Source organism: Paenibacillus crassostreae (assembly GCF_001857945.1).
Lineage (GTDB): Bacteria > Bacillota > Bacilli > Paenibacillales > Paenibacillaceae > Paenibacillus_AQ > Paenibacillus_AQ crassostreae.
Genome location: NZ_CP017770.1, coordinates 2,244,287 through 2,263,195, shown reverse-complemented (window position 1 = coordinate 2,263,195; position 18,909 = coordinate 2,244,287). Strand labels below are relative to the sequence as shown.

Annotated in this window: 19 protein-coding genes and 1 pseudogene; 13 read left to right on the top strand and 7 right to left on the bottom strand. The window is 39.8% G+C overall.

All coding sequences use genetic code 11. From position 1 onward, the window contains the following. Positions 1 to 26 precede the first annotated feature (26 nt). From LPB68_RS10600 to LPB68_RS10585, 4 genes and pseudogenes are all read left to right on the top strand, one after another. Entirely contained in the window at positions 27 to 788 is a 762-nt protein-coding gene (locus tag LPB68_RS10600; RefSeq protein ID WP_068657099.1) for an ABC transporter ATP-binding protein, read from the top strand. Then, positions 778 to 2,634, top strand: coding sequence for an FtsX-like permease family protein (locus LPB68_RS10595; RefSeq protein WP_068657100.1), 1,857 nt, complete (start codon positions 778 to 780; stop codon positions 2,632 to 2,634). The genes LPB68_RS10600 and LPB68_RS10595 overlap by 11 nt, the downstream gene beginning before the upstream one ends. Positions 2,635 to 2,923: 289 nt before the next feature. Further along, entirely contained in the window at positions 2,924 to 3,985 is a 1,062-nt protein-coding gene (locus LPB68_RS10590) for a DUF418 domain-containing protein (RefSeq protein WP_068657102.1), read from the top strand. Between the two features lie 144 nt (positions 3,986 to 4,129). Next, positions 4,130 to 4,961 (top strand): annotated as a pseudogene (locus LPB68_RS10585) (transposase); the annotation flags it as partial. 140 nt (positions 4,962 to 5,101) lie between these two features. Here LPB68_RS10585 and LPB68_RS10580 read toward each other — a convergent pair. Both LPB68_RS10580 and LPB68_RS10575 read right to left on the bottom strand, forming a co-directional pair. Continuing rightward, positions 5,102 to 5,551 (bottom strand): MarR family winged helix-turn-helix transcriptional regulator, encoded by a 450-nt coding sequence (locus tag LPB68_RS10580; protein ID WP_068657105.1) that lies wholly within the window; start codon positions 5,549 to 5,551, stop codon positions 5,102 to 5,104. A gap of 253 nt (positions 5,552 to 5,804) precedes the next feature. Beyond that, on the bottom strand, positions 5,805 to 6,380 hold the full coding sequence (locus tag LPB68_RS10575) for a GbsR/MarR family transcriptional regulator (protein ID WP_082865666.1): 576 nt from the start codon (positions 6,378 to 6,380) through the stop codon (positions 5,805 to 5,807). A gap of 218 nt (positions 6,381 to 6,598) precedes the next feature. On the opposite strand from LPB68_RS10575, the gene LPB68_RS10570 reads away from it, so the two are divergent. Genes LPB68_RS10570 through LPB68_RS10545 form a run of 6 tightly spaced genes read left to right on the top strand, consistent with a single transcriptional unit; the run spans position 6,599 to position 11,788 of the window. Beyond that, positions 6,599 to 7,477, top strand: a complete 879-nt coding sequence (locus LPB68_RS10570) for a carbohydrate ABC transporter permease (protein WP_068657153.1) — start codon at positions 6,599 to 6,601, stop codon at positions 7,475 to 7,477. A 34-nt stretch (positions 7,478 to 7,511) separates the two neighbouring features. After that, a complete protein-coding gene (locus LPB68_RS10565) occupies positions 7,512 to 8,348 on the top strand; it encodes a carbohydrate ABC transporter permease (protein ID WP_068657109.1) in 837 nt (278 codons plus the stop codon). 52 nt (positions 8,349 to 8,400) lie between these two features. Further along, entirely contained in the window at positions 8,401 to 9,762 is a 1,362-nt protein-coding gene (locus tag LPB68_RS10560) for an ABC transporter substrate-binding protein (protein ID WP_418303826.1), read from the top strand. Between the two features lie 14 nt (positions 9,763 to 9,776). Next, entirely contained in the window at positions 9,777 to 10,565 is a 789-nt protein-coding gene (locus tag LPB68_RS10555; protein ID WP_068657112.1) for an HAD family hydrolase, read from the top strand. Then, positions 10,562 to 10,903, top strand: a complete 342-nt coding sequence (locus LPB68_RS10550) for a DMT family transporter (RefSeq protein ID WP_082865668.1) — start codon at positions 10,562 to 10,564, stop codon at positions 10,901 to 10,903. Before LPB68_RS10555 ends, LPB68_RS10550 begins: the two co-directional genes overlap by 4 nt. Positions 10,904 to 10,936: 33 nt before the next feature. Beyond that, entirely contained in the window at positions 10,937 to 11,788 is an 852-nt protein-coding gene (locus tag LPB68_RS10545) for a metallophosphoesterase family protein (protein WP_068657114.1), read from the top strand. 241 nt (positions 11,789 to 12,029) lie between these two features. On the opposite strand, the gene LPB68_RS10540 is transcribed toward LPB68_RS10545, so the two are convergent. Further along, positions 12,030 to 12,755, bottom strand: coding sequence for a Crp/Fnr family transcriptional regulator (locus LPB68_RS10540; RefSeq protein WP_068657116.1), 726 nt, complete (start codon positions 12,753 to 12,755; stop codon positions 12,030 to 12,032). A 378-nt stretch (positions 12,756 to 13,133) separates the two neighbouring features. Between LPB68_RS10540 and LPB68_RS10535 the strand changes: the two genes are divergently transcribed. Both LPB68_RS10535 and LPB68_RS10530 read left to right on the top strand, forming a co-directional pair. After that, the gene (locus LPB68_RS10535; RefSeq protein WP_068657118.1) at positions 13,134 to 13,580 is read left to right on the top strand and encodes a V4R domain-containing protein; all 447 of its coding nucleotides are present in this window, start codon (positions 13,134 to 13,136) and stop codon (positions 13,578 to 13,580) included. 135 nt (positions 13,581 to 13,715) lie between these two features. Next, positions 13,716 to 14,534, top strand: coding sequence for a S1 family peptidase (locus LPB68_RS10530; RefSeq protein WP_068657120.1), 819 nt, complete (start codon positions 13,716 to 13,718; stop codon positions 14,532 to 14,534). Between the two features lie 158 nt (positions 14,535 to 14,692). Here the strand turns inward: LPB68_RS10530 and LPB68_RS10525 are convergent, their stop codons facing one another. Both LPB68_RS10525 and LPB68_RS10520 read right to left on the bottom strand, forming a co-directional pair. Further along, positions 14,693 to 15,220: a glycosyltransferase family protein gene (locus tag LPB68_RS10525; protein ID WP_068657122.1), complete on the bottom strand. Its 528-nt coding sequence runs from the start codon at positions 15,218 to 15,220 to the stop codon at positions 14,693 to 14,695. A 68-nt stretch (positions 15,221 to 15,288) separates the two neighbouring features. After that, complete coding sequence (locus LPB68_RS10520) at positions 15,289 to 15,537, bottom strand: hypothetical protein (protein WP_204249606.1); 249 nt, start codon at positions 15,535 to 15,537, stop codon at positions 15,289 to 15,291. A 169-nt stretch (positions 15,538 to 15,706) separates the two neighbouring features. Between LPB68_RS10520 and LPB68_RS10515 the strand changes: the two genes are divergently transcribed. Then, positions 15,707 to 17,104: an RNA-guided endonuclease InsQ/TnpB family protein gene (locus LPB68_RS10515; RefSeq protein ID WP_068657157.1), complete on the top strand. Its 1,398-nt coding sequence runs from the start codon at positions 15,707 to 15,709 to the stop codon at positions 17,102 to 17,104. A 215-nt stretch (positions 17,105 to 17,319) separates the two neighbouring features. On the opposite strand, the gene LPB68_RS10510 is transcribed toward LPB68_RS10515, so the two are convergent. Both LPB68_RS10510 and LPB68_RS10505 read right to left on the bottom strand, forming a co-directional pair. After that, entirely contained in the window at positions 17,320 to 18,465 is a 1,146-nt protein-coding gene (locus LPB68_RS10510; RefSeq protein ID WP_068657126.1) for a mannitol-1-phosphate 5-dehydrogenase, read from the bottom strand. Further along, on the bottom strand, positions 18,465 to 18,899 hold the full coding sequence (locus LPB68_RS10505) for a PTS mannitol transporter subunit IIA (RefSeq protein ID WP_068657128.1): 435 nt from the start codon (positions 18,897 to 18,899) through the stop codon (positions 18,465 to 18,467). The genes LPB68_RS10510 and LPB68_RS10505 overlap by 1 nt, the downstream gene beginning before the upstream one ends. Positions 18,900 to 18,909: the final 10 nt, after the last annotated feature.

Here is an 18,909-nt window from a genome sequence, read left to right as displayed (position 1 = left end):
AAAGAATATAAAGGAGTGGAGAGCTGATGTCAGATATACTTTTAAATGTCGATCAACTTCAAAAGGAATATACGGGGGAAATCACATATAAAGCATTAAAAGGGATTGATTTTCATTTAGGTAAGAATGAATTTGTTGCGGTGATGGGCCCATCTGGCAGTGGGAAAACAACATTTCTTAACTGCATTTCTACAATCGATCGACCTACAAATGGGTCCATTACCATCAATTCACAAAACCCATATGAATTAAATGATGAGGAACTAGCTAAATTTCGTCGAACAGAATTAGGTTTTGTTTTTCAAGACTTTAACCTCGTTCATACCTTAACAGTAGAAGAGAATATTTTATTACCATTGACGCTTGATACCGTAAATGCAGAAGAAATGAGGCAGCGTTTAACGAAAGTTGTAGCGTTTTTAGGGATTGAAGAAATAGTAAAGAAACGTACATTTGAAATATCAGGTGGACAGAAGCAACGTGTGGCCATTGCTAGAGCTGTTATTCATGAACCAAGTTTATTGTTAGCCGATGAGCCTACTGGAAACTTGGATTCTAAATCAGTAAACAGCGTGATGTCATTGTTTGAATCAGTTAACAAGAATTTTAATACAGCTATTTTAATGGTGACCCATGATGCCTATGTTGCTAGCTTTGCAAAGAGAGTTATCTTTATTCAGGACGGTGTTCTTTATAATGAGATACACCGTGGTGAGAATAAGAAGCAATTTTATCAAGAAATAATGGACACACTTACGTTTCTAGGTGGTGGGAAGCATGAGTTTTAATCACATCGTAATACAGAATATTTTACGTGATAAATGGACATATATTTCCTATTTTTTAAGTAGCGTTTTTTCTATTATAGTTTTTTTCTTATTTTCCATTATCACATTTCATCCATTGTTAGGTGAAATGGATACAGATAGTACACTAAGCATTGCGATGATGCTTGCCAGTTTTATTGTGTACATTTTTTCGTTCTTTTTTATCATCTATTCTTTATATGCTTTTCTAAAGAAGAAGACAAAAAGCCTAGGTATCTTTATGATTACAGGGGCATCTATGAAGCAAGTACGTAAAATGATTTTTAGGGAAAATATGTTAATTGCTGGTGCGGCGATTATAACAGCAATTGCATTTGGTCTGATCGTTGCCCCCTTATTTTTAATGGTTGCTAAGAAAGTATTACAGGCAGATAGTTTTGGTATGTATTTCCCAGTACAAGCGATCTTATTAAGTGTTATTCTTTTTGCCATATTATTTTTTGCCGTATCTAAATTTATGACACGTTTTATTAATAAAGAAGAAGCTGTCGACCTGTTAAAGGCAGATGTCACACAGGAAAAGTTAATCGTACGAGCGCCATGGAAGTTAGTATTATCATTGATTGTAAGTGGATTCCTACTCTCTCTATTGAAATGGAACATGGAATTGGTTGAATCGCTTGGCATGCTTTATTATGTAGCACTGTTTATCAGTTTGTTAATTACTATTTACTTTATTGTGACGCAAGGGGCACTTATGGCTATTCTATTTCTAGAAAAAAGACCATCGTATTTTGAAAAAACAAATATGCTTTTTATATCTAATTTAAAAGCGAAAGGAAAATCGCATGCACACATCATTTATTTATTAACATTATTGCTACTTGGTGTGTTTGTATTTACAAGTGTACTTTATAGTTCTTATTACAATGTGAAAGAAAACACGCAAAAGTTATATCCTTATAGTTATCAATACATTTCACTTCCTGAAAACACCATTGAAGATGAGCAAAAAGATATAACATCGATAGAAAAGGTCTTTACTGAATCAGGGAAGTATGATGCGTATTATTCAGAATTTAAGACGGATGGGGATAATCGGATCGGGTTCATGTCCGTTTCAGATTATAATGCTCTCGGTATGCATAAGGATATTACCCTCGAAGATAATGAGTATTATGTTGCAGCTGGCAATGAAGGCACGGTTCCGAATACCGAATTAATAAATGATTATCCGTTTGGTAAGCTCTCCTATAAAGGGCTTGAGGAGCGAAACATTTTATCAACAGGTATACAGAATGTGTATTATGTTGTCCCTGATGTAATTTATGAAACAATCGATTTTCCAGTGTATAAAGTATTTGCTTATGAACTTGAAAATTGGGAAGAAAAAACGGATGTTATTGAGACGATTTCTTCAAAGGTTCCTTTAGACTATAATGTTCATTTAATTGCTTCAAAAATTGATTTATATGAGGCAGAGAAGTCAGTGAAGAGTATCATCTTCTTTATTGGATTTATGCTAAGTCTGATATTTTTGAGTGCTGCGATGAGTATACTTTATTTTTACTTGCAAACAACACTTGAAGGGGAGAAGGAAAAATATGCAGGTATTCGCAAAATCGGTCTTTCTATTAAAGAATTAGCTTCTGTTGTTAGGAAAGAGCTAGCCATTTTAATTTTTATCCCATTTACATTCGCATCTATCATTTTATTTACAGCGATGTTTAGTATGCGTAATTTTATTTCAATGACATTTTTTCAGATGACGACATTCGGTGTAGCGGTATTTATAATACTATTTATTATAAGCTTTTTCATCATTCAGAGAAGCTATATAAACAAACTTATGGACGATCATGATTGAACTTTAAGGAACATGGTTTTCAAATGTAAATGATTTATATTTAATTTATGGTCGGATTAAAGATATTTGAGATGCATCCTTTGATAAAGTATTCACAGTACACACAATATGTTTATGGGAAAAAGCACAGATATGCAAGGCCTCCCAAAAGCATATAGAGCTATTTATGGCTTATATAGTCACTTATATTGATGATGTTTATTAGTTTACTTAACAATATAGTTTTGGATGACAATTATTTAGGATTAGCAACATTCATTTCATTGGTACAAGAAAGAGGTAAAATATAATGGAACCAACAATAAATAAAAAGCGAATTAATGTCATTGATTTAATTAGAGGGTTTGCCCTGATTGGGCTTCCTTTCGTAAATGTGCTCGCTCTTTGGGGATCAAACGTTAATTTATCAGGAACGCAAGGAGATATTTGGATTCAACGTATATTATATATTTTTGTTGAAGGACGTTTTTATGCCATATTCTCTTTTCTGTTTGGATTAGGACTTTGGATTTTCTTATCACGGTCTAAAGAAAAAAATGACCGTCCATCTGCCCTTTTTGTTCGGCGTATGTTGATTTTATTTGCAGTGGGAATATTACATCAGTTAATAAACCCTGGTGAAGCACTGTTGATTTATGCAATTCTAGGAATACCTATTCTTTTCCTTAACAAGGTTCCAAAACAGGTTAATCTTATAGTGGGAATAGCAGGGGTTATAATAGGGAGTATCTTCGGAGCGAAAATGTTTCTAACTTTTCCTTTAATGATGCTGGGTCTAGCGTTTGGACAATATCGTGTATTTGAATCTTACGTGAAAAACCGAAAAAAATGGATGCTGGTTGCTGTTCTTTCATTTGTTGCAACTAGTATTACAGTCGCTTTTCTCTGGCAAAAAGCACCTGACGATGGATTAGTAACTTATATGGAGGGTATTGAACTAACCGAATCACAAATGGTATCTAATCGTGCTTTTTATGACTTCGCAGACTTGTCCTTAGCATTTGCCCCGTTTTTCTCTGTTTTTTACGTCAGTGTTCTTGTCCTGCTTGAACCTTTAGTAAGGAAATTGTTATCACCATTAAATGCATTCGGACGAATGGCGTTTACAAATTACATTGGTCAATCCGTTATCTTGGTTATCATAGCGATGTTTATTCCAGTTGATGAAACAGTAGTTCCATACATGACTGCAACAATTACGTGTTTACTGGTAGTGATAGCGCAAATCATTACCTCTTCATATTGGCTTAGATATTTTAAATACGGTCCGTTAGAATGGCTTTGGCGATGCGGAACTTATGGAAAATGGCTCTCAATACGAAAAAAAACAGACGCTACAAAACCAAGGTAAGAAACAATCAAATTTTCTATTGGTCAAACGGGCGCATTTGTTGAAAATCAAAAGCTTAATTTCTCACTAAAATACTGAGGAATTAAGCTATTTTTATCTTTTAAAATCCTTAACGTTGTAAATCCGCATTTTCCTGACGCTACCCCTTTTACAAGTGATCAGTTTTCTTCCTTTTATGCAAAAGTTATTAATACAAATGCAAGGGATGCCGTACATGTGATAGATGGATTATTACATCATGAATCTGACCTTACAATTGAAGAGCATTACACTGATACAGCCGGATACACGGATCAAGTTTTCGGATTTGAGTCATTTGTTAGGATTTCGTTTTGCGCCAAGGCTAAGAGATATAAGTGACGCTAAATTATATACCATTTCTTCTCCTAATGATTTTCCAAACATAAAAGGCATACTTCGAGGTAAGATTAACACAAACGTTATTAAAGAGAATTTTGATGATATATTAAGGCTGGCACATTCAATTCGAGAAGGAAAAGTTTCTGGTTCATTAATTATGGGGAAATTAGGTTCTTATGCAAGACAAAATAAAATAGCTACAGCCCTTCGAGAGGTTGGAAGAATTGAAAAGACTATTTTTATTCTTGACTATATAACAAATGAAACATTAAGAAGAAGGATACATCGTGGACTAAATAAAGGAGAAGCCATGAATGGATTGGCTAGAGCTTTATTTTTTGGTAAACGTGGTGAATTCAGAGAACGCGGCATACAAGATCAACTTCAAAGAGCTAGTGCATTAAATATATTAATCAATGCAATAAGCGTATGGAATACTGTGTATTTAAGTGAAGTAACAAAGGAATTTAGGAAAAATAATGTCCTAAAAGAATAATTACTTCCACACATTTCACCTTTAGGATGGGAACATATTAATTTCCTTGGAGAATATAAATTTGATTCAAATAGATTACCAGCTAATTCATTAAGACCCTTAAATAAAACTAATCCATAACATAAGCCAAATCCCTTAGCGTATAGGTATTTGGCTTTTTTTATGTCGAATTTTGCTTAACGTACAAAATTTACGAAATGTTGGCTGTACCCCAATGTGGGGTTTAATATTTGCAAAATGCAAGTATATAAAAAGGGAAATCACCCTGTAACAGGTGCACAACATCTACTTGATTTCCCCATTGCATCATTAAATATCTTCACAGAACGTAATACCGTTTCCTTCTCAAACGCTGTCATATAGGAGAAAACTTCTTCTAGATAATCATTCATCTGATGGTCGATCGTAGTGGCAACCATTTTCCCTTCCACAGTCAATGAAAGAGTATAGACCCTTCTGTCATTAGGATCAGGTGTTTTCTTGACGAGGTTCATTTTGATTAAGGATTGGACTTGCCTACTGAAGGTTGTAATATCGATTCCCAACGTCTCTGCAACTTGTAGCATAGAGGGATTATGTTGATGATCAATTTCATATAGTAAATGACTTTGTGCTAAAGATATGTCACAACCACCTACACTACAACAGTTTTTATTCAATAGACCAAAACGCCGGGTCATGATTTGGAATAATTCACGTGCATTTTCCATGTGGGTTCACCTCATGATCTAGTTATAACTTATATATTTGTAAAATGAAACTAATATTATTCCACAGATACGGATTTCGTCCTTGAACTTCAGATACCCCTTCTTTATTGCTAAGAGTAGTTTCTATTTACTTAATGCAGCTAGGTCAAAAGTGGAATAAAATCTATTATTATTACGAATTTTTATAAAAAAAGCACCGCACCAACGGTGCGGTGCTTTTTTTAAGAGTGGAATATTTAATTATCGCGCACTACTATGCACGGGAGGTCTTAAACTCATTAACTAATTCACCAAAGTATTCCCCTTCATGGAGCCCATCCACAAATTGCTGTAACCAACTATAGTACTGAACCGCATGCTTCAGTTTTTCAAGATCTTTTAGGCAGTACTGTCGCTCCTCATCTGAGGGCTCCTTAGTCTGAACTAGATTTTCTAGCTTGGGGATCACTTCTTCCAATGCCTCTTTCATGACATCGATCTCCCGCTGGAGCTTCATGGTGAAGAAATTCTTGAAGGCCTGAAAGAAGTCAGCCTCAGCGGTATATAAATCCTTCCGATCCTGCTTTTCTTCAAGCTTAGTAACCATCTTGGAAGCAATCAATGAGCGGACTCCATAACTCATATTGCTCTTACTCATGTTCATGACATTCTTCATTTCCTCAAGCGTCATAGGCTTGTCCTCAAATAGCATAATTCCATAGAGTTTGCCGAACGAATAATTAGATCCGTACAAGTCCATAGTTTGAGCGATGGCATCGATCATTGGACGTAAATACTGTTCACGAGGAGATAAATTTGAGTTCTCTTCATCAAAAGCTAGCTGTTTCAATACATAAGCCTCCATTTCAAGGAATGTCTATTGTTCTATATTACACAAAACAGATGCTTCTCTTCACTATCTTCTTAAATTTTACATAATTCGCTGTATCAATTTACACCCGCATAACCACACTTCTTTTATATGAGTGTACAATTTATTTTGAACAGAGGAGTTTCCTCTAAATGATTGAGCAATACATAGTAGATGGAATGGGGTATTTAGAAGAAATGACACGTTCAAAATTTATAAGTGATTGGAAGCCGATACTCTTCACACTACCAGCGATGATACCATTTGTTGTATTCTGGCTAGCGCCATTGCTGTATGTATTTTATCTAAGTTTCACAGAATGGGACTTTATGAGCCCTGAGAAAATTTTTGTTGGACTAGAAAACTATATTAATCTCTTAACTAATCCCGCTTTTTACCAAGCTCTTAAAGTAACCATCCTGTTCTGTTTAGGAAGTGTGCTACCCATTATCGTTATTGGGCTTGGTTTAGCCCTTCTGATGAATGGCAAAATGAAAGGATCCACCTTCTATCAAATCTTATTGTTCTCTCCATGGGTCACACCGACTGTGGCCGTCTCCATCGTCTGGTCCTTTATTTTTGAACCCGATGTTGGTCTAGCCAATGCAGTTCTCTCCTTTCTAGGATTGGATAAGATTGGATGGCTTCAAGATCCCCAATGGGCACTTGTCGGTGTCCTGATCGTAACGATATGGAAATCTGTAGGTTGGGCTATGATTTTTTACTTAGTGGCACTGCGTAATGTACCTTCAGATCAGCTGGAGGCAGCTGAACTAGATGGGGCCAATCCTGTTCAGAAATTTTTACGTATCACATGGCCGCTCATCTCTCCAACGACACTATTTCTGTTCATTGTTCAGATTGTACAGGCGCTTCAAGCCTATGACCAGATTAATGTGCTTACGCAGGGTGGACCTGCTGGTTCAACCCGCACCTTGTTGTATATGTATTATCAATCTGCCTTCGAGTCATATCAGATCGGAGAAGCTTCTACCATTGCTATGGTTCTTGTATTCATCTGCATGCTACTTTCTCTATTGTCACTTAGAATCAGCAAACAGACCACTCACTATTAGTAAAATTCACCGTAAAGGGGTCCTTTGAACGAATATGATGACACGATTGGGCAACACAACTCTTTATATCATGTTTGCCGCACTAGCTCTGTTGATGGCCTTCCCTTTCTATTGGATGGTAACCAGTGCATTGAAAACAAATGATGAAATCTGGCAATCACCGCCTACGCTCTGGCCGGGAAATCCTCTCTGGAGTAATTTTGCAGAAGCTTGGAATGAAGCACCTTTTTTTAGATACATGGGTAACAGTATATTCGTTGCAACAGCCATTGTCTTTATACAGATCATTAATTCTGGTTTCATGGCCTATGCTCTCACACATATGAAATTCCGCCTAAAAGGATTATTCGCGGGGGTTATCTTGTTCGGTTATATGGTTCCGGCTACGGCCATCTATTTACCCGGTTATCTCGTCCTGTCCGAATTAAACTTACTGAACTCATATGCAGGTTTAATTTTATCGAACTGTGTAAGTGTATTTTCTATCTTTTTAATCAGGCAAGCGTTCCTACAGGTTCCACATGAATTGATCGAGGCTGGAGAGGCAGATGGTGCTTCGCATTTGCGTATATTGTGGACCATTCTAGCTCCAATCACACGTTCTTCATTCGCTGTGTTGGCTCTCATCACTTTCATTGAACAATACAATAATTATTTTTGGCCGATGCTGATCACTAAAGATCCAAGTCTCCAACTCGTATCAGCTGGTCTTCGTAGTTTCTTCGTTGAAGGAGGTGCTTACGGATTGAAATGGCCACTGATCATGGCCGCTAGTGCATTTACCATTGCCCCACTAATGATCGTATTTGTACTGGCACAGAAAACCATTTTACAAAGTGTCAATATGACCGCCGGTTCAACTAAAGGCTAAAGATATGAATTGATTATTGTACATAGACACTCATTTATGGATAAAAAGGAGAATGATGATGAACGTATTTAAGAAGATAACGGGTTTAACTTTGATTGCTGGAATGACACTACTAACCGCTTGTGGAGGTAATACAGGCACCGCGAATGTCACAGCGACAAACGGAGCAAACGGAACAACAGAAATTCCCGCTACAGAGACGGTTGCAACAGCGAGCGAACCCGTAACGATTGAATTCTGGTATGGACTCGGTGGCAAGCTTGGCGAGAATATGGAGGCACTTATTCAAAAATTCAACGATTCCCAAGAGGAAGTCATTGTCAAAGGAATCGTTCAAGCTGATTATACCGAAACTCAGCAAAAGCTACAGGCGGCAATTGCATCAAGCGACGTTCCCGCTGCAGTACTCTCATCTAATGTAGATTGGGCACGTAAAGGATATTTCTCTCCAATTGATGAGCTTATCGCTCTGCAACCTGATTTTAACCAAGAGGACTTTATTCAGACTTTTCTAAATCAAGGGAAAGTCGATGGCAAACAATATTTCCTTCCAATGTATGGAACAACACAAGTCATGTACTACCGCAAAGATATGTTCGAGAAGAATGGTATTTTGGCCGAAAATATAAAGACATGGGAAGATTTGGCCGCTGCTGCCGCTAAGATGACAGTCAAAGAAGGCAACAACACCACCGTATTCGGTTGGGAACCGATGTGGGGTGCAGGGAATATGATTGATGCAACTCTAAGTAAGGGTGGAAGTATTCTAAGTGCGGATGGAACCGAAGTGATGATCGACTCTACAGAGTGGGTTGAGACTTGGGATCAGTTCCGTAAATGGATCCACGAAGATAAGACTATGCGTATTCACTCTGGTGGACAAGGCTGGGAATATTGGTACAAGACGATTGATGATGTGATGAAAGGACAAGCTGCAGGTTACACAGGATCTAGTGGAGATCAGGGAGATTTAGACTTTAGTATTGTATCCGCCATGGAACAACCAGGTTGGGCAGGTGTAGGTGGAGGAAAACCAGTAGCTGAAGCGATTCTGGCAGGTATTCCAGCCAAGGCAAGCGACATTGAGAAACAAGCAGCGATGAAATGGCTAACTTACTTCACAAATTCAGAGAATACTGCCTTCTGGTCTATTAACACGGGTTATATTTCTGTTCGTCAGTCAGCATCCGAAGATCCGGCGTTCGTTGCATATAGTGAGAGTAACCCGCAGATCACAATTCCGCTTAAACAGGCGTCTCATGGATCTGAACCATTCCAAGATCCTACAGGTGGCAAGATCACAGATGCTCTGAAAATCGCAGCTGACAAAGTACAAATTGGGAACACTCCTGCGGCAGAGGCACTAAAAGAAGCTAAGGATACTGCACAGGCAGCGTTGGATAAATTGAAATAAAGGTGGACAACACGATGTACAAGCTCACGACTCCTCAAGGGAGTCACTCCGTATCTGCGATCCTGTTCGACAAAGACGGAACATTACTTCAATTTGTGTCCCTCTGGGGAAGCTGGGGAGATTGCCTCCTGAACCAATTCACTGAGAACTTAGAACAGAGGGGAATCACGATTCCAGTGGAACACTTCCCCACATGGTTAGGTACTGTTCATAATCGTCAGGGAAATATTACAGATTATGATCGGAACGGTCCGCTGGCCATGGGTACGATGGAAGATCTTTATGCCATTCTTTCATGGCAAAGTTATCGGTTGGGCTTATCCTGGGCTGAGTCGATGGAGCTTGTTCATCGTTGTAGGCAAAATGCGGAGGCTATGATGGAAGAACGACAACCCGTGCTTCCACTTCCCGGCCTCCTTTCTTTTCTTGACGAATGTAAAAGTCATGGCGTCCCCCTGGCTGTAGTCACTGCTGATGAGACTGGCGCTGCTGAGAAGCACTTGGGTTGGTTGGGAATACGACAATATTTCTCTGAAGTGATTGGAACAGATCAAGTTACGCAGGGTAAGCCATTTCCAGATATGGTGAAGCTTGCTTGCCAGAGACTAGCTGTTGATCCATCTACTGTAGCAGTTATAGGTGATACGAACGGTGATATGCGAATGGCTAAGATGGCTCACGCCACCGTGGCAATCGGAATTTCAGCTACGTCAGATGTTAATACAGCACTGAATATCCTGCCCGATGCTGATTTCATCATTCATTCTTTTGTGGAGCTAGGAATTGAGGGGATACATCAGTGAAGATTGAAGGATTGTGGGCATGGATTTTTCTAGCTCTGGCCATTCTATTTGAACTCTCAGGTACCATATCTATGAAAATATCTCATGGCTTCACCCGCCCATGGGCTTCCGTGTTTATGTTTATATTTTACGGAATCAGCTTCACCTCTCTTAATTACGCACTAACTTCTATTAAGGTTGGTGTTGCCTATGCCATCTGGTCGGGGGCTGGGATTATCCTAATTTTCTTAGCGGGCATGATATTTTTTGATGAAAAAATATCTCTAGCTTCAGTATTATGGGTGACGGTTATTATCGTCGGTATTGTGGGATTAAATATTAGTGTGAAGACTCATTAATCACTTAAGATACCAAAAGGAGGCAGCTTACAAATGAGTACGAATGAACCAGCAAAAGGACAACCGTTAGCTACCTTCCAGATCATTACGGATACACATATTACGTCTGATCCCAAGCATGAATACAACCTTAATTTCGAGAAGGCACTTCAAGATCTTGTAGCTAACTGTGAAGGTAGTAGTGGTATTATGCATATTGGTGATGTTACGGATCATGGTTTTGTAGAGGAATACACAGAAATGCTTCGTATCGTGAACATTTACAAGGACCAGCTTCCAGCCATCACCTTCACCTTAGGGAATCATGATGTTGGACTCGGAGATTGGGAATCTCGGATAGCTTTATATGAATCTCAGACCGGAATGAACTCTCCATATCATGATCATTGGATTGATGGATATCATTATATATTTTTAGGAACAGAAGTAGGTCTACGTACGTTCTGCGACTTGTCGAACGAGCAACTCCAGTGGCTTGAACGTAAACTCGAAGAGCAATCATCATTAGATAAGCCTATATTTCTCTTCTTGCATCAACCGCTCAAAGATACTGTGGCTGGATCACTAGAGTCTCAAGAATGGTACGGAGTAACACAGGATCAGGAATTAAAAAATATTCTAGCGAAATATCCTCAGGCCCTACTATTTACAGGACATACGCATTGGGAATTGGAAGTAGATAACACCATGTTTTCCGGACATGGAAAGACTGCAACGATGTTCAATTCTGCTTCGGTTGCTTATCTATGGACCAATGATGATGAGCATAAGGCAGGTAGCCAAGGGTTCTATGTGGAAATATATCACGAGAAGGTACTTGTTCGAGGGAGAAACTTTAAGACAGGAACTTGGATTGAATCGGCTCAGTATGAAGTGAAGTATTGAAATCCGAAAGCAACTAATCGCAGGCACGTATCACCTATTACCAGCAAGGATAAAGAGATACCCATGCTTACGCTCTTTAATGAAAACCCAATTTGCTACTCTACTAAGAACGTATAAGTTTCACTTGAATCAATTTCATAATCGCCGATGCAGCTAAATCGGGTTGCGTAATTATGAAATTGATTCTTGATGCTCTATTTCTTATATTTCAACTCAATACAGATACGAATATCATCTTGTACTAGATGAATTGTTGGAGGCTTGCCTGATCAAGAATAGTAATCTGCCGTTGACCGATCATTTCAATCCAGCCTTGTTCTTGGAAGAAGGACAGCTTGCGACTCAGTGTTTCCTGAGATGTACCAATCATGATCGCCAGATCTTTTTTACTTATGGGAAGAATCAAAGTGTTGTCTTCTGTATGATGATCCTTCTGATCATGCAACATCTTCAATAATATCTTAATTATTCTCTGCTCGACATCATACAATGTAAGTTGTTCAAGCATATCTTCGGCCATTTCTATACGTTCTGTATATTTCTCTAAGAATTTGATCGCAATTTGTGGCGATTTCATCATTAGGTCATTGATTATCTTTCCTTGAATGAGACAGATCTCGGTAGGTTCTAATGCCTCAGCAGTACTATTTAGAATCGTGTGACTGAATAGAGATAACTCTCCTGTGAAGTCACCTTGCTCTAGAATACGAATAATTTGTTCTTTACCAGACGAAGAGAAACGAGAAATTTTCACACTACCCTTATGAACAATCCAGAGATTTGCTGATGGGTGCCCGAGGGAGAAGATAATTTCTCCCTTTTTATATTTTTTACCTATAGAGGCATTCATAACTTCTTGTTTCTCAGAGAGAGATAACACATCTAGAATGGGAACATTATCTATACATAGTGTTGGAGAATGAATCGAACATTGATGCTCATTTACTGGATGATGGTTGCACTCCATGATGAATCCCTCTATTCTTTGCGAATTGTTGTTTAGAATATTTAGACTTTACACCTGTGTAGTGTGATAAACGTATCGCATTAAAGATAACTAATAATACATATTATTCATTGTAGCATGGTTTAATCCGAAGGCATAAGAGAGCTTGTTCCAATGCTACGAGAATTAATTCATCCTCATATGTGATCTTCTTGCTGTTCTCAGTATAGATCGATCTTTGCGTTGTTAAATTGATCTAGGTCAAGAGTTAGAACAGTAATATGGAAGTGTTCACTTTGTATGTGATGAAAATCACAATAAGGCAATTGGATGAGGATATAATTAACGTATGAGATAGGAACGAACATATCTTTTATAATACAACTGGGGGTAAATACGATGGATCATTTTACATTTGAGGACATGAAAAAAATAAAGAGAGACAACTTGGGAGATATGGTACCGCTTGAGCTATTTAGAACGATCAGACTTATTGGGCTATATCAAGCGTTACCTTCGAATGGCAAAGGCACAACACTAACGATCGGAAGAAGAATTGGTGAAGAGTTAGGTGTAAATTCAGTAGAGGAATTGTTTGAACTATTTGAGAATATGAAGATTGGTATCCCTAAAATTGTTAAAGAAGATGAGAAGGGAATGACGGTTGCCGTATATGATTGCTTCTGTGAAGGGTTGCCAGTAATGGAAGGCAAGATGGTCTGTGATTTGGAAGGAGCGATCATGGAAGGTGCTCTTACTAAATTGCGGGGTAAACGCGTCTCTGTTCGTGAAGTGAAATGTAATGTCCACGGTGATGAATATTGTGAATATGAAGTGAGGTATTGAATTCGCTAGACTTTTGTGACTAGAAAATCTGTGCCCTCTTGCTTAGCTATGATTACGATGGTATTTTTAATTATAGCTATGATGAAAGATTCTCTTAAGTAGATCTTGAATCGAATGACAAAGGAGAGGCACTGCATGAGGACACAGAAGGTAGCCAGACTTAGATTCAAGAAATGGTTAGTAGGAATAGCGGCAGTACTGTTAACGTCCACTATTGGGACAACGGTGAATGCACAGTCGTTAGATTCTATATATTTCGCAAGCAATTTTCAACAAGAAGTTAAAGAAGAACTTGCTCAGAAATCAGACTCAATATTTGTAGTCAATGTGAAGATAATTAAAGCCGATAATCCAGGCATGGTTCATTATAATGTGGGTACCTCGATCTTATTTTCAGAGGATGAAGTGATTACCAACTACCATGTGATACAGGAATTCGAGGAAATGAAAGAAAGCGATCAAGGGAAACTGCGGATTGCGAGTCCTGATAAGCTGTCGAAGTGGATCGAAGCAGATGTTGTTTACACAGATCAAAAACGTGATATCGCGATTCTGAAGCTACATCAGAAGGTAGAATATAAGCCCGTTACATTTGCCGAAGCACAAGATAATCAATCCGTGATTACGATTGGTTATCCTGCCAATCCTGCAGGTCAATTACTTCTTCTTGATCGGATGCATGAGGGGAATCATACGTTATGGAATACAATCGCTAAGAAGCGAGTGTACGACAGTCAGACTAGCATAGTAGGTAAAGACTATGTTGGTAGCATTCAGAAAGAAATTGCCCATGGTAATTCAGGTGGACCTGTACTTGATGAGGACTTGAATGTGGTGGGAATGGTTACTTTTGTCTATGATGGCATGACATATTTCATTACTTCGGAAACAATGCAGGCATTTATCGAGCAATATCGGGAGTCAACAGCGAATACGGCTGAGATTACTAGTTAGAAGTGTGATTTGAGTATCTTAGATCATACATAATTGAACGTACAAAAGAGGAGCAACCCGGTCGGTGACAGGAGGGCTCCTCTTTTTAAATATATGAAATTGATTCTTGATTCTCTATTCATTATATTTCGGCATAGCTGTTTCTGCTTGATATCATTCTATGCTTTATATACATATTTACGTTGCGCCCAATAACTGAAGAGGAAGATGGACCCCTCCGTCAGAAGTTTTGCAATAAAAAGTGGGATACCGATTTCTTCATGATAGACATGTAAGAGACCATTGACCCCCGATATAATCGAAGAACCACTGAATAAAAGAAGCGGGAGATAAATTTTGAATGAATCAGCTAACGGACGGAAATGGGATGACTTATTATGTTCTAAATAGACTGTATCAATGAAAATTTCATGGATAATATATCCTTCATTTTGAGCTCTTAAAAGCATGTTCATTTCATATTCGAAGCGTTCTCCTGGAATCTGACACAGCCAGTTCAGTAAGTCTGCAGAATAACCCCGAAGCCCAGTCTGTGTGTCATATACCTTGATTCCGGTGGTGAAAGAATATACCATTCGTGTAATACTGTTACCGAGGCGACTACGAAAGGGAACATTACCAGTGAAATGACGGCTTCCTAGTACAAGTTGTTGACCATGTCCATCGAGCGTTCGGGAGATTCTCATAATATCCTCGGGTAAATGTTGACCGTCACTATCCGCACATACTATGCTTCCTTGCTCACCTTTATCTTTTAAATATTGAAACCCTGTCTTGAGCGCGTTACTCCGGCTTCTAATAAAGATGAGGAAGAAACATTCTCTTCCTCGGAGGATTTGATCGTACCGTCATTGAATAAGGCTAAGGCTGTTCTCACAGGGTTATCGCGGAATAAGGTTCCGTTACGAATAATTACACCATCATCTCTGAAGCTATAATAATCACCATTAATGGCGAAAATAGCATCATTATTAGCAGCGATGGTAGAGGTGTTCTCTATCATTTTCGCCGAGAGGACTCCCACTTCTATAAGTGGCGAGGTGAATCGGTGACCTCCTGAATAATCCCACAAGATGTTCTTCCCTTCCTACTTCTTAAGGGGTATAATAATAGAACGTACATTCTCATTTTATGATTGTAAGGGGGGTGAAGCTTTGTCAGATTCAAAGTCAATGTACAGAACCCATCAAGTGTGGATTAAGCCAGGTCATCGCTTGTTTGCGTACCTCGATCAAGCATGTCAGGATGCCAAGAACCTGTATAACACGACCAACTTTTACATCCGACAGATTGTTACCGCTTTTGGGAAGAATGAGCCTCTTCAGCCGATGCAACAGGAAGTTCTGGACACGCTGGCATCCCATATTGACGTCATGAACGAACGACGAAGAGATAAGAACCATTCCCAACCGTTCAAGCTACCCTCGAAAGAGAGCCCCTTTGTTCATTACAACTTCTTGGACGCTTTGTTCAAAGTGATGAATCAAAACGATTATCGGGCGCTCCCAACGCAGTGTAGTCAGGCAATCATGAAGGTGGTGTTCCACAATTGGAATGCCTTCTTTGCCAGTAATAAAGACTATCGCCAGCATCCTGAGAAATACAAAGGCAAGCCCAATATTCCGGGGTACGCTCGAAACAGGGTGAAGGAAGTCATTTTCTCCAATCAAGATTGTGTGATCAAAGAACGAAAATGTCTCAAGTTTCCAAAGACCAAGTTGCAGTTGAACATTGGTAAACTGGGCTGTACTGACGGACAATTGATGCAAGTACGTGTCGTCCCAAGCCATGGGCAATATGTGGTTGAAATGATCTTCGCTTATCCGATCGAGAAGAAGGAAGCGGTACAAGAACAGGTGTTGGCAATTGATCTTGGCGTCAACAATCTTGCAACCATCGTCACGACCACCGGAGCAAAACCGATCATTGTGAAGGGCAAGATCGTTAAAGCGATCAATCAGTATTACAACAAGATGAAGGCGCACTATACCAGTATTCTTCGTCAGGGCAAGGGACCACGCGAAGGAGCGTACACGTCCAGACGATTAGAACGGCTTCATCTGAAGCGCCACCGTAGGATCAAAGACTTGTTCCACAAGGTAAGTCATCATATCGTCACGTTGGCAGTGGAACACAACATCGGTACGATCGTCATTGGGCATAACGATGGATGGAAGCAATCGCCCGGGATTGGACGGCGAAACAATCAGTCCTTCAGTCATATTCCACATCAGATGCTCATCGAAATGATCGAATATAAGGCAACAGAACAAGGAATAGTTGTTATACTGACGGAAGAGGCGTATACATCGAAAGCTAGCTTCCTAGATCTAGACCCGTTACCGAGTTATGGCGAAGAGGGGACATGGATCTTCTCAGGCAAGCGAGTATATCGGGGTCTGTATAAGAACGTGAAGGTTTTAATTCATGCCGATGTAAACGGTGCAGCTAATATTATGCGAAAAGTATTCCCAAACGTATCCGCTAAAGGAGCGAATGGGATAGAGGGGTTGTATGGTAACCAGACCATCAACGTGTCAACTCCCCTGGTGTTAAGCATCCTGAAATAAGTTGGATGATACATCAGAAACCCCCACTTCAGCCGAAGCGACAGCGTGGGTAAGTGGCGGGAGTATTCATGGATATGATACATTGATCACCTGAATGCGAGTTGAATGTTTGATTAGAGTCACATCAAAGAGGAGCACCCCAGTCTATGGCTGGAGTGCTCCTCTTTGATGTGCGAGGTTCTAGCGTAATGTTCTTAAATACAACAGACAGTATATTAGCTCAGTTTACCATACTCTACCATGACTGCTTTGTGTACATCATGATCTGGCGCAATGCCTGTATACTTCGTAAGCGTTGCACTCACTCCAATGTCAGCAATGGATGCTTGAAGCTCAACCGCTTCTAGATCATCTTGTGCCTTGAACAATAGGGCAGCCGCCATGGAACGGGCTAGAGCAGAGTAGCTTAATCCGCTATTATGTGCCTGAAGGGCTGGTGATACGAGCCGATCATTCGCGGAAAGTTTCCGGAGTGGGGAACGACCTACACGAGTTACTTCATCCGTCAGAGCTGGGTTGCGGAAGCGTTCTAGAATTTTATCGATATATTTACTGTGTTGAGCTGGATCGAAGTTGTGCTTATTGACTAAGACTGCACCAGTCTCATCCAATACTTCTCGCACGAGAGCGGTCAATTGCACATCTGCCATGGCTTGCTGAATTGTTGCGTAATCGCGCAAATATCCAAGATAAGCAGCGGAACAGTGTCCAGTATTCACAGTGAATAATTTACGTTCAATATAAGGATCTAACTGATCAACATAATGTACACCTTCGATCGGTTTGTATCCCGGAATCATCTGCGATGAATCTACAACCCATTCATAGAAGGGCTCAACGACAACCTTGAGGATATCCTCATGCTTCTGTAATGGGACAATCCGATCCACTGCTGCATTTGGAAAGGCAATAGAAATGTCCGCCTTGCTACGGGCCTCTTTATCTAATTGAGCATATACCAGCTCCTTGAGCTGGGCACTGCCACCGATAGCGTTCTCGCAGGCAATCACATGTAGCGGAGCGGAAGTAACAGCAACTCGTTTACTGATTCCTTGAGCGACTAGCGCAGCAATGTGTTGTAGAATGGATACGCCGACTGCTGTAGTTATGAGGTCTGCTTCTGCAATGGCAGTAGCTACAGCATTTGCATGGGTTACGCTGTTGAGTGCAGTCACATGGTTAACAATCACTGTTTCCTGACCCTCACTTGCCAGTGTTACTGGATATTCACCACGTTGTTGAAGCTGTGTTACAAAGGTCTCATTCACATCTACAAAGCATACCTCATAACCAGCCTGTGATAGTAGCAGACCGATAAAACCTCTGCCAATATTCCCTGCGCCAAAATGGACAGCTTTCACTACTCTACGCCTCCTTCAAAGATTGCAATGATATCAGCTGGTGTAGAGGCGTTCATTACTCGTTCAATTGCATCGTCCTCGGTGAATATCATGGCAACATTCGTCAAAATCTCCATGTGTCCAGATCCAGCAGCTGCAATACCAATGACGACAAAAGCCGGCTCATCTCCGCCAAAATCAACACCATCTTGAAACCGGACTACGGATAGACCTGTGGATTTGATGAATTGACGTGCGTCCTTTGTTCCATGGGGAATGGCAAGACCTCCGCCCATATAGGTGGATACAACATCTTCTCGTTCGAGCATTTTTGGAATGTATTCTCCAGATACATGACCGGCATCAACTAGTAGCTGACCAGCCAAAGTGATCGCCTCATATTTATCTTTTGCGGTGGCGTTCATCATAATTTTATTCTCTGACAGTATATTCATATGGTTTCTC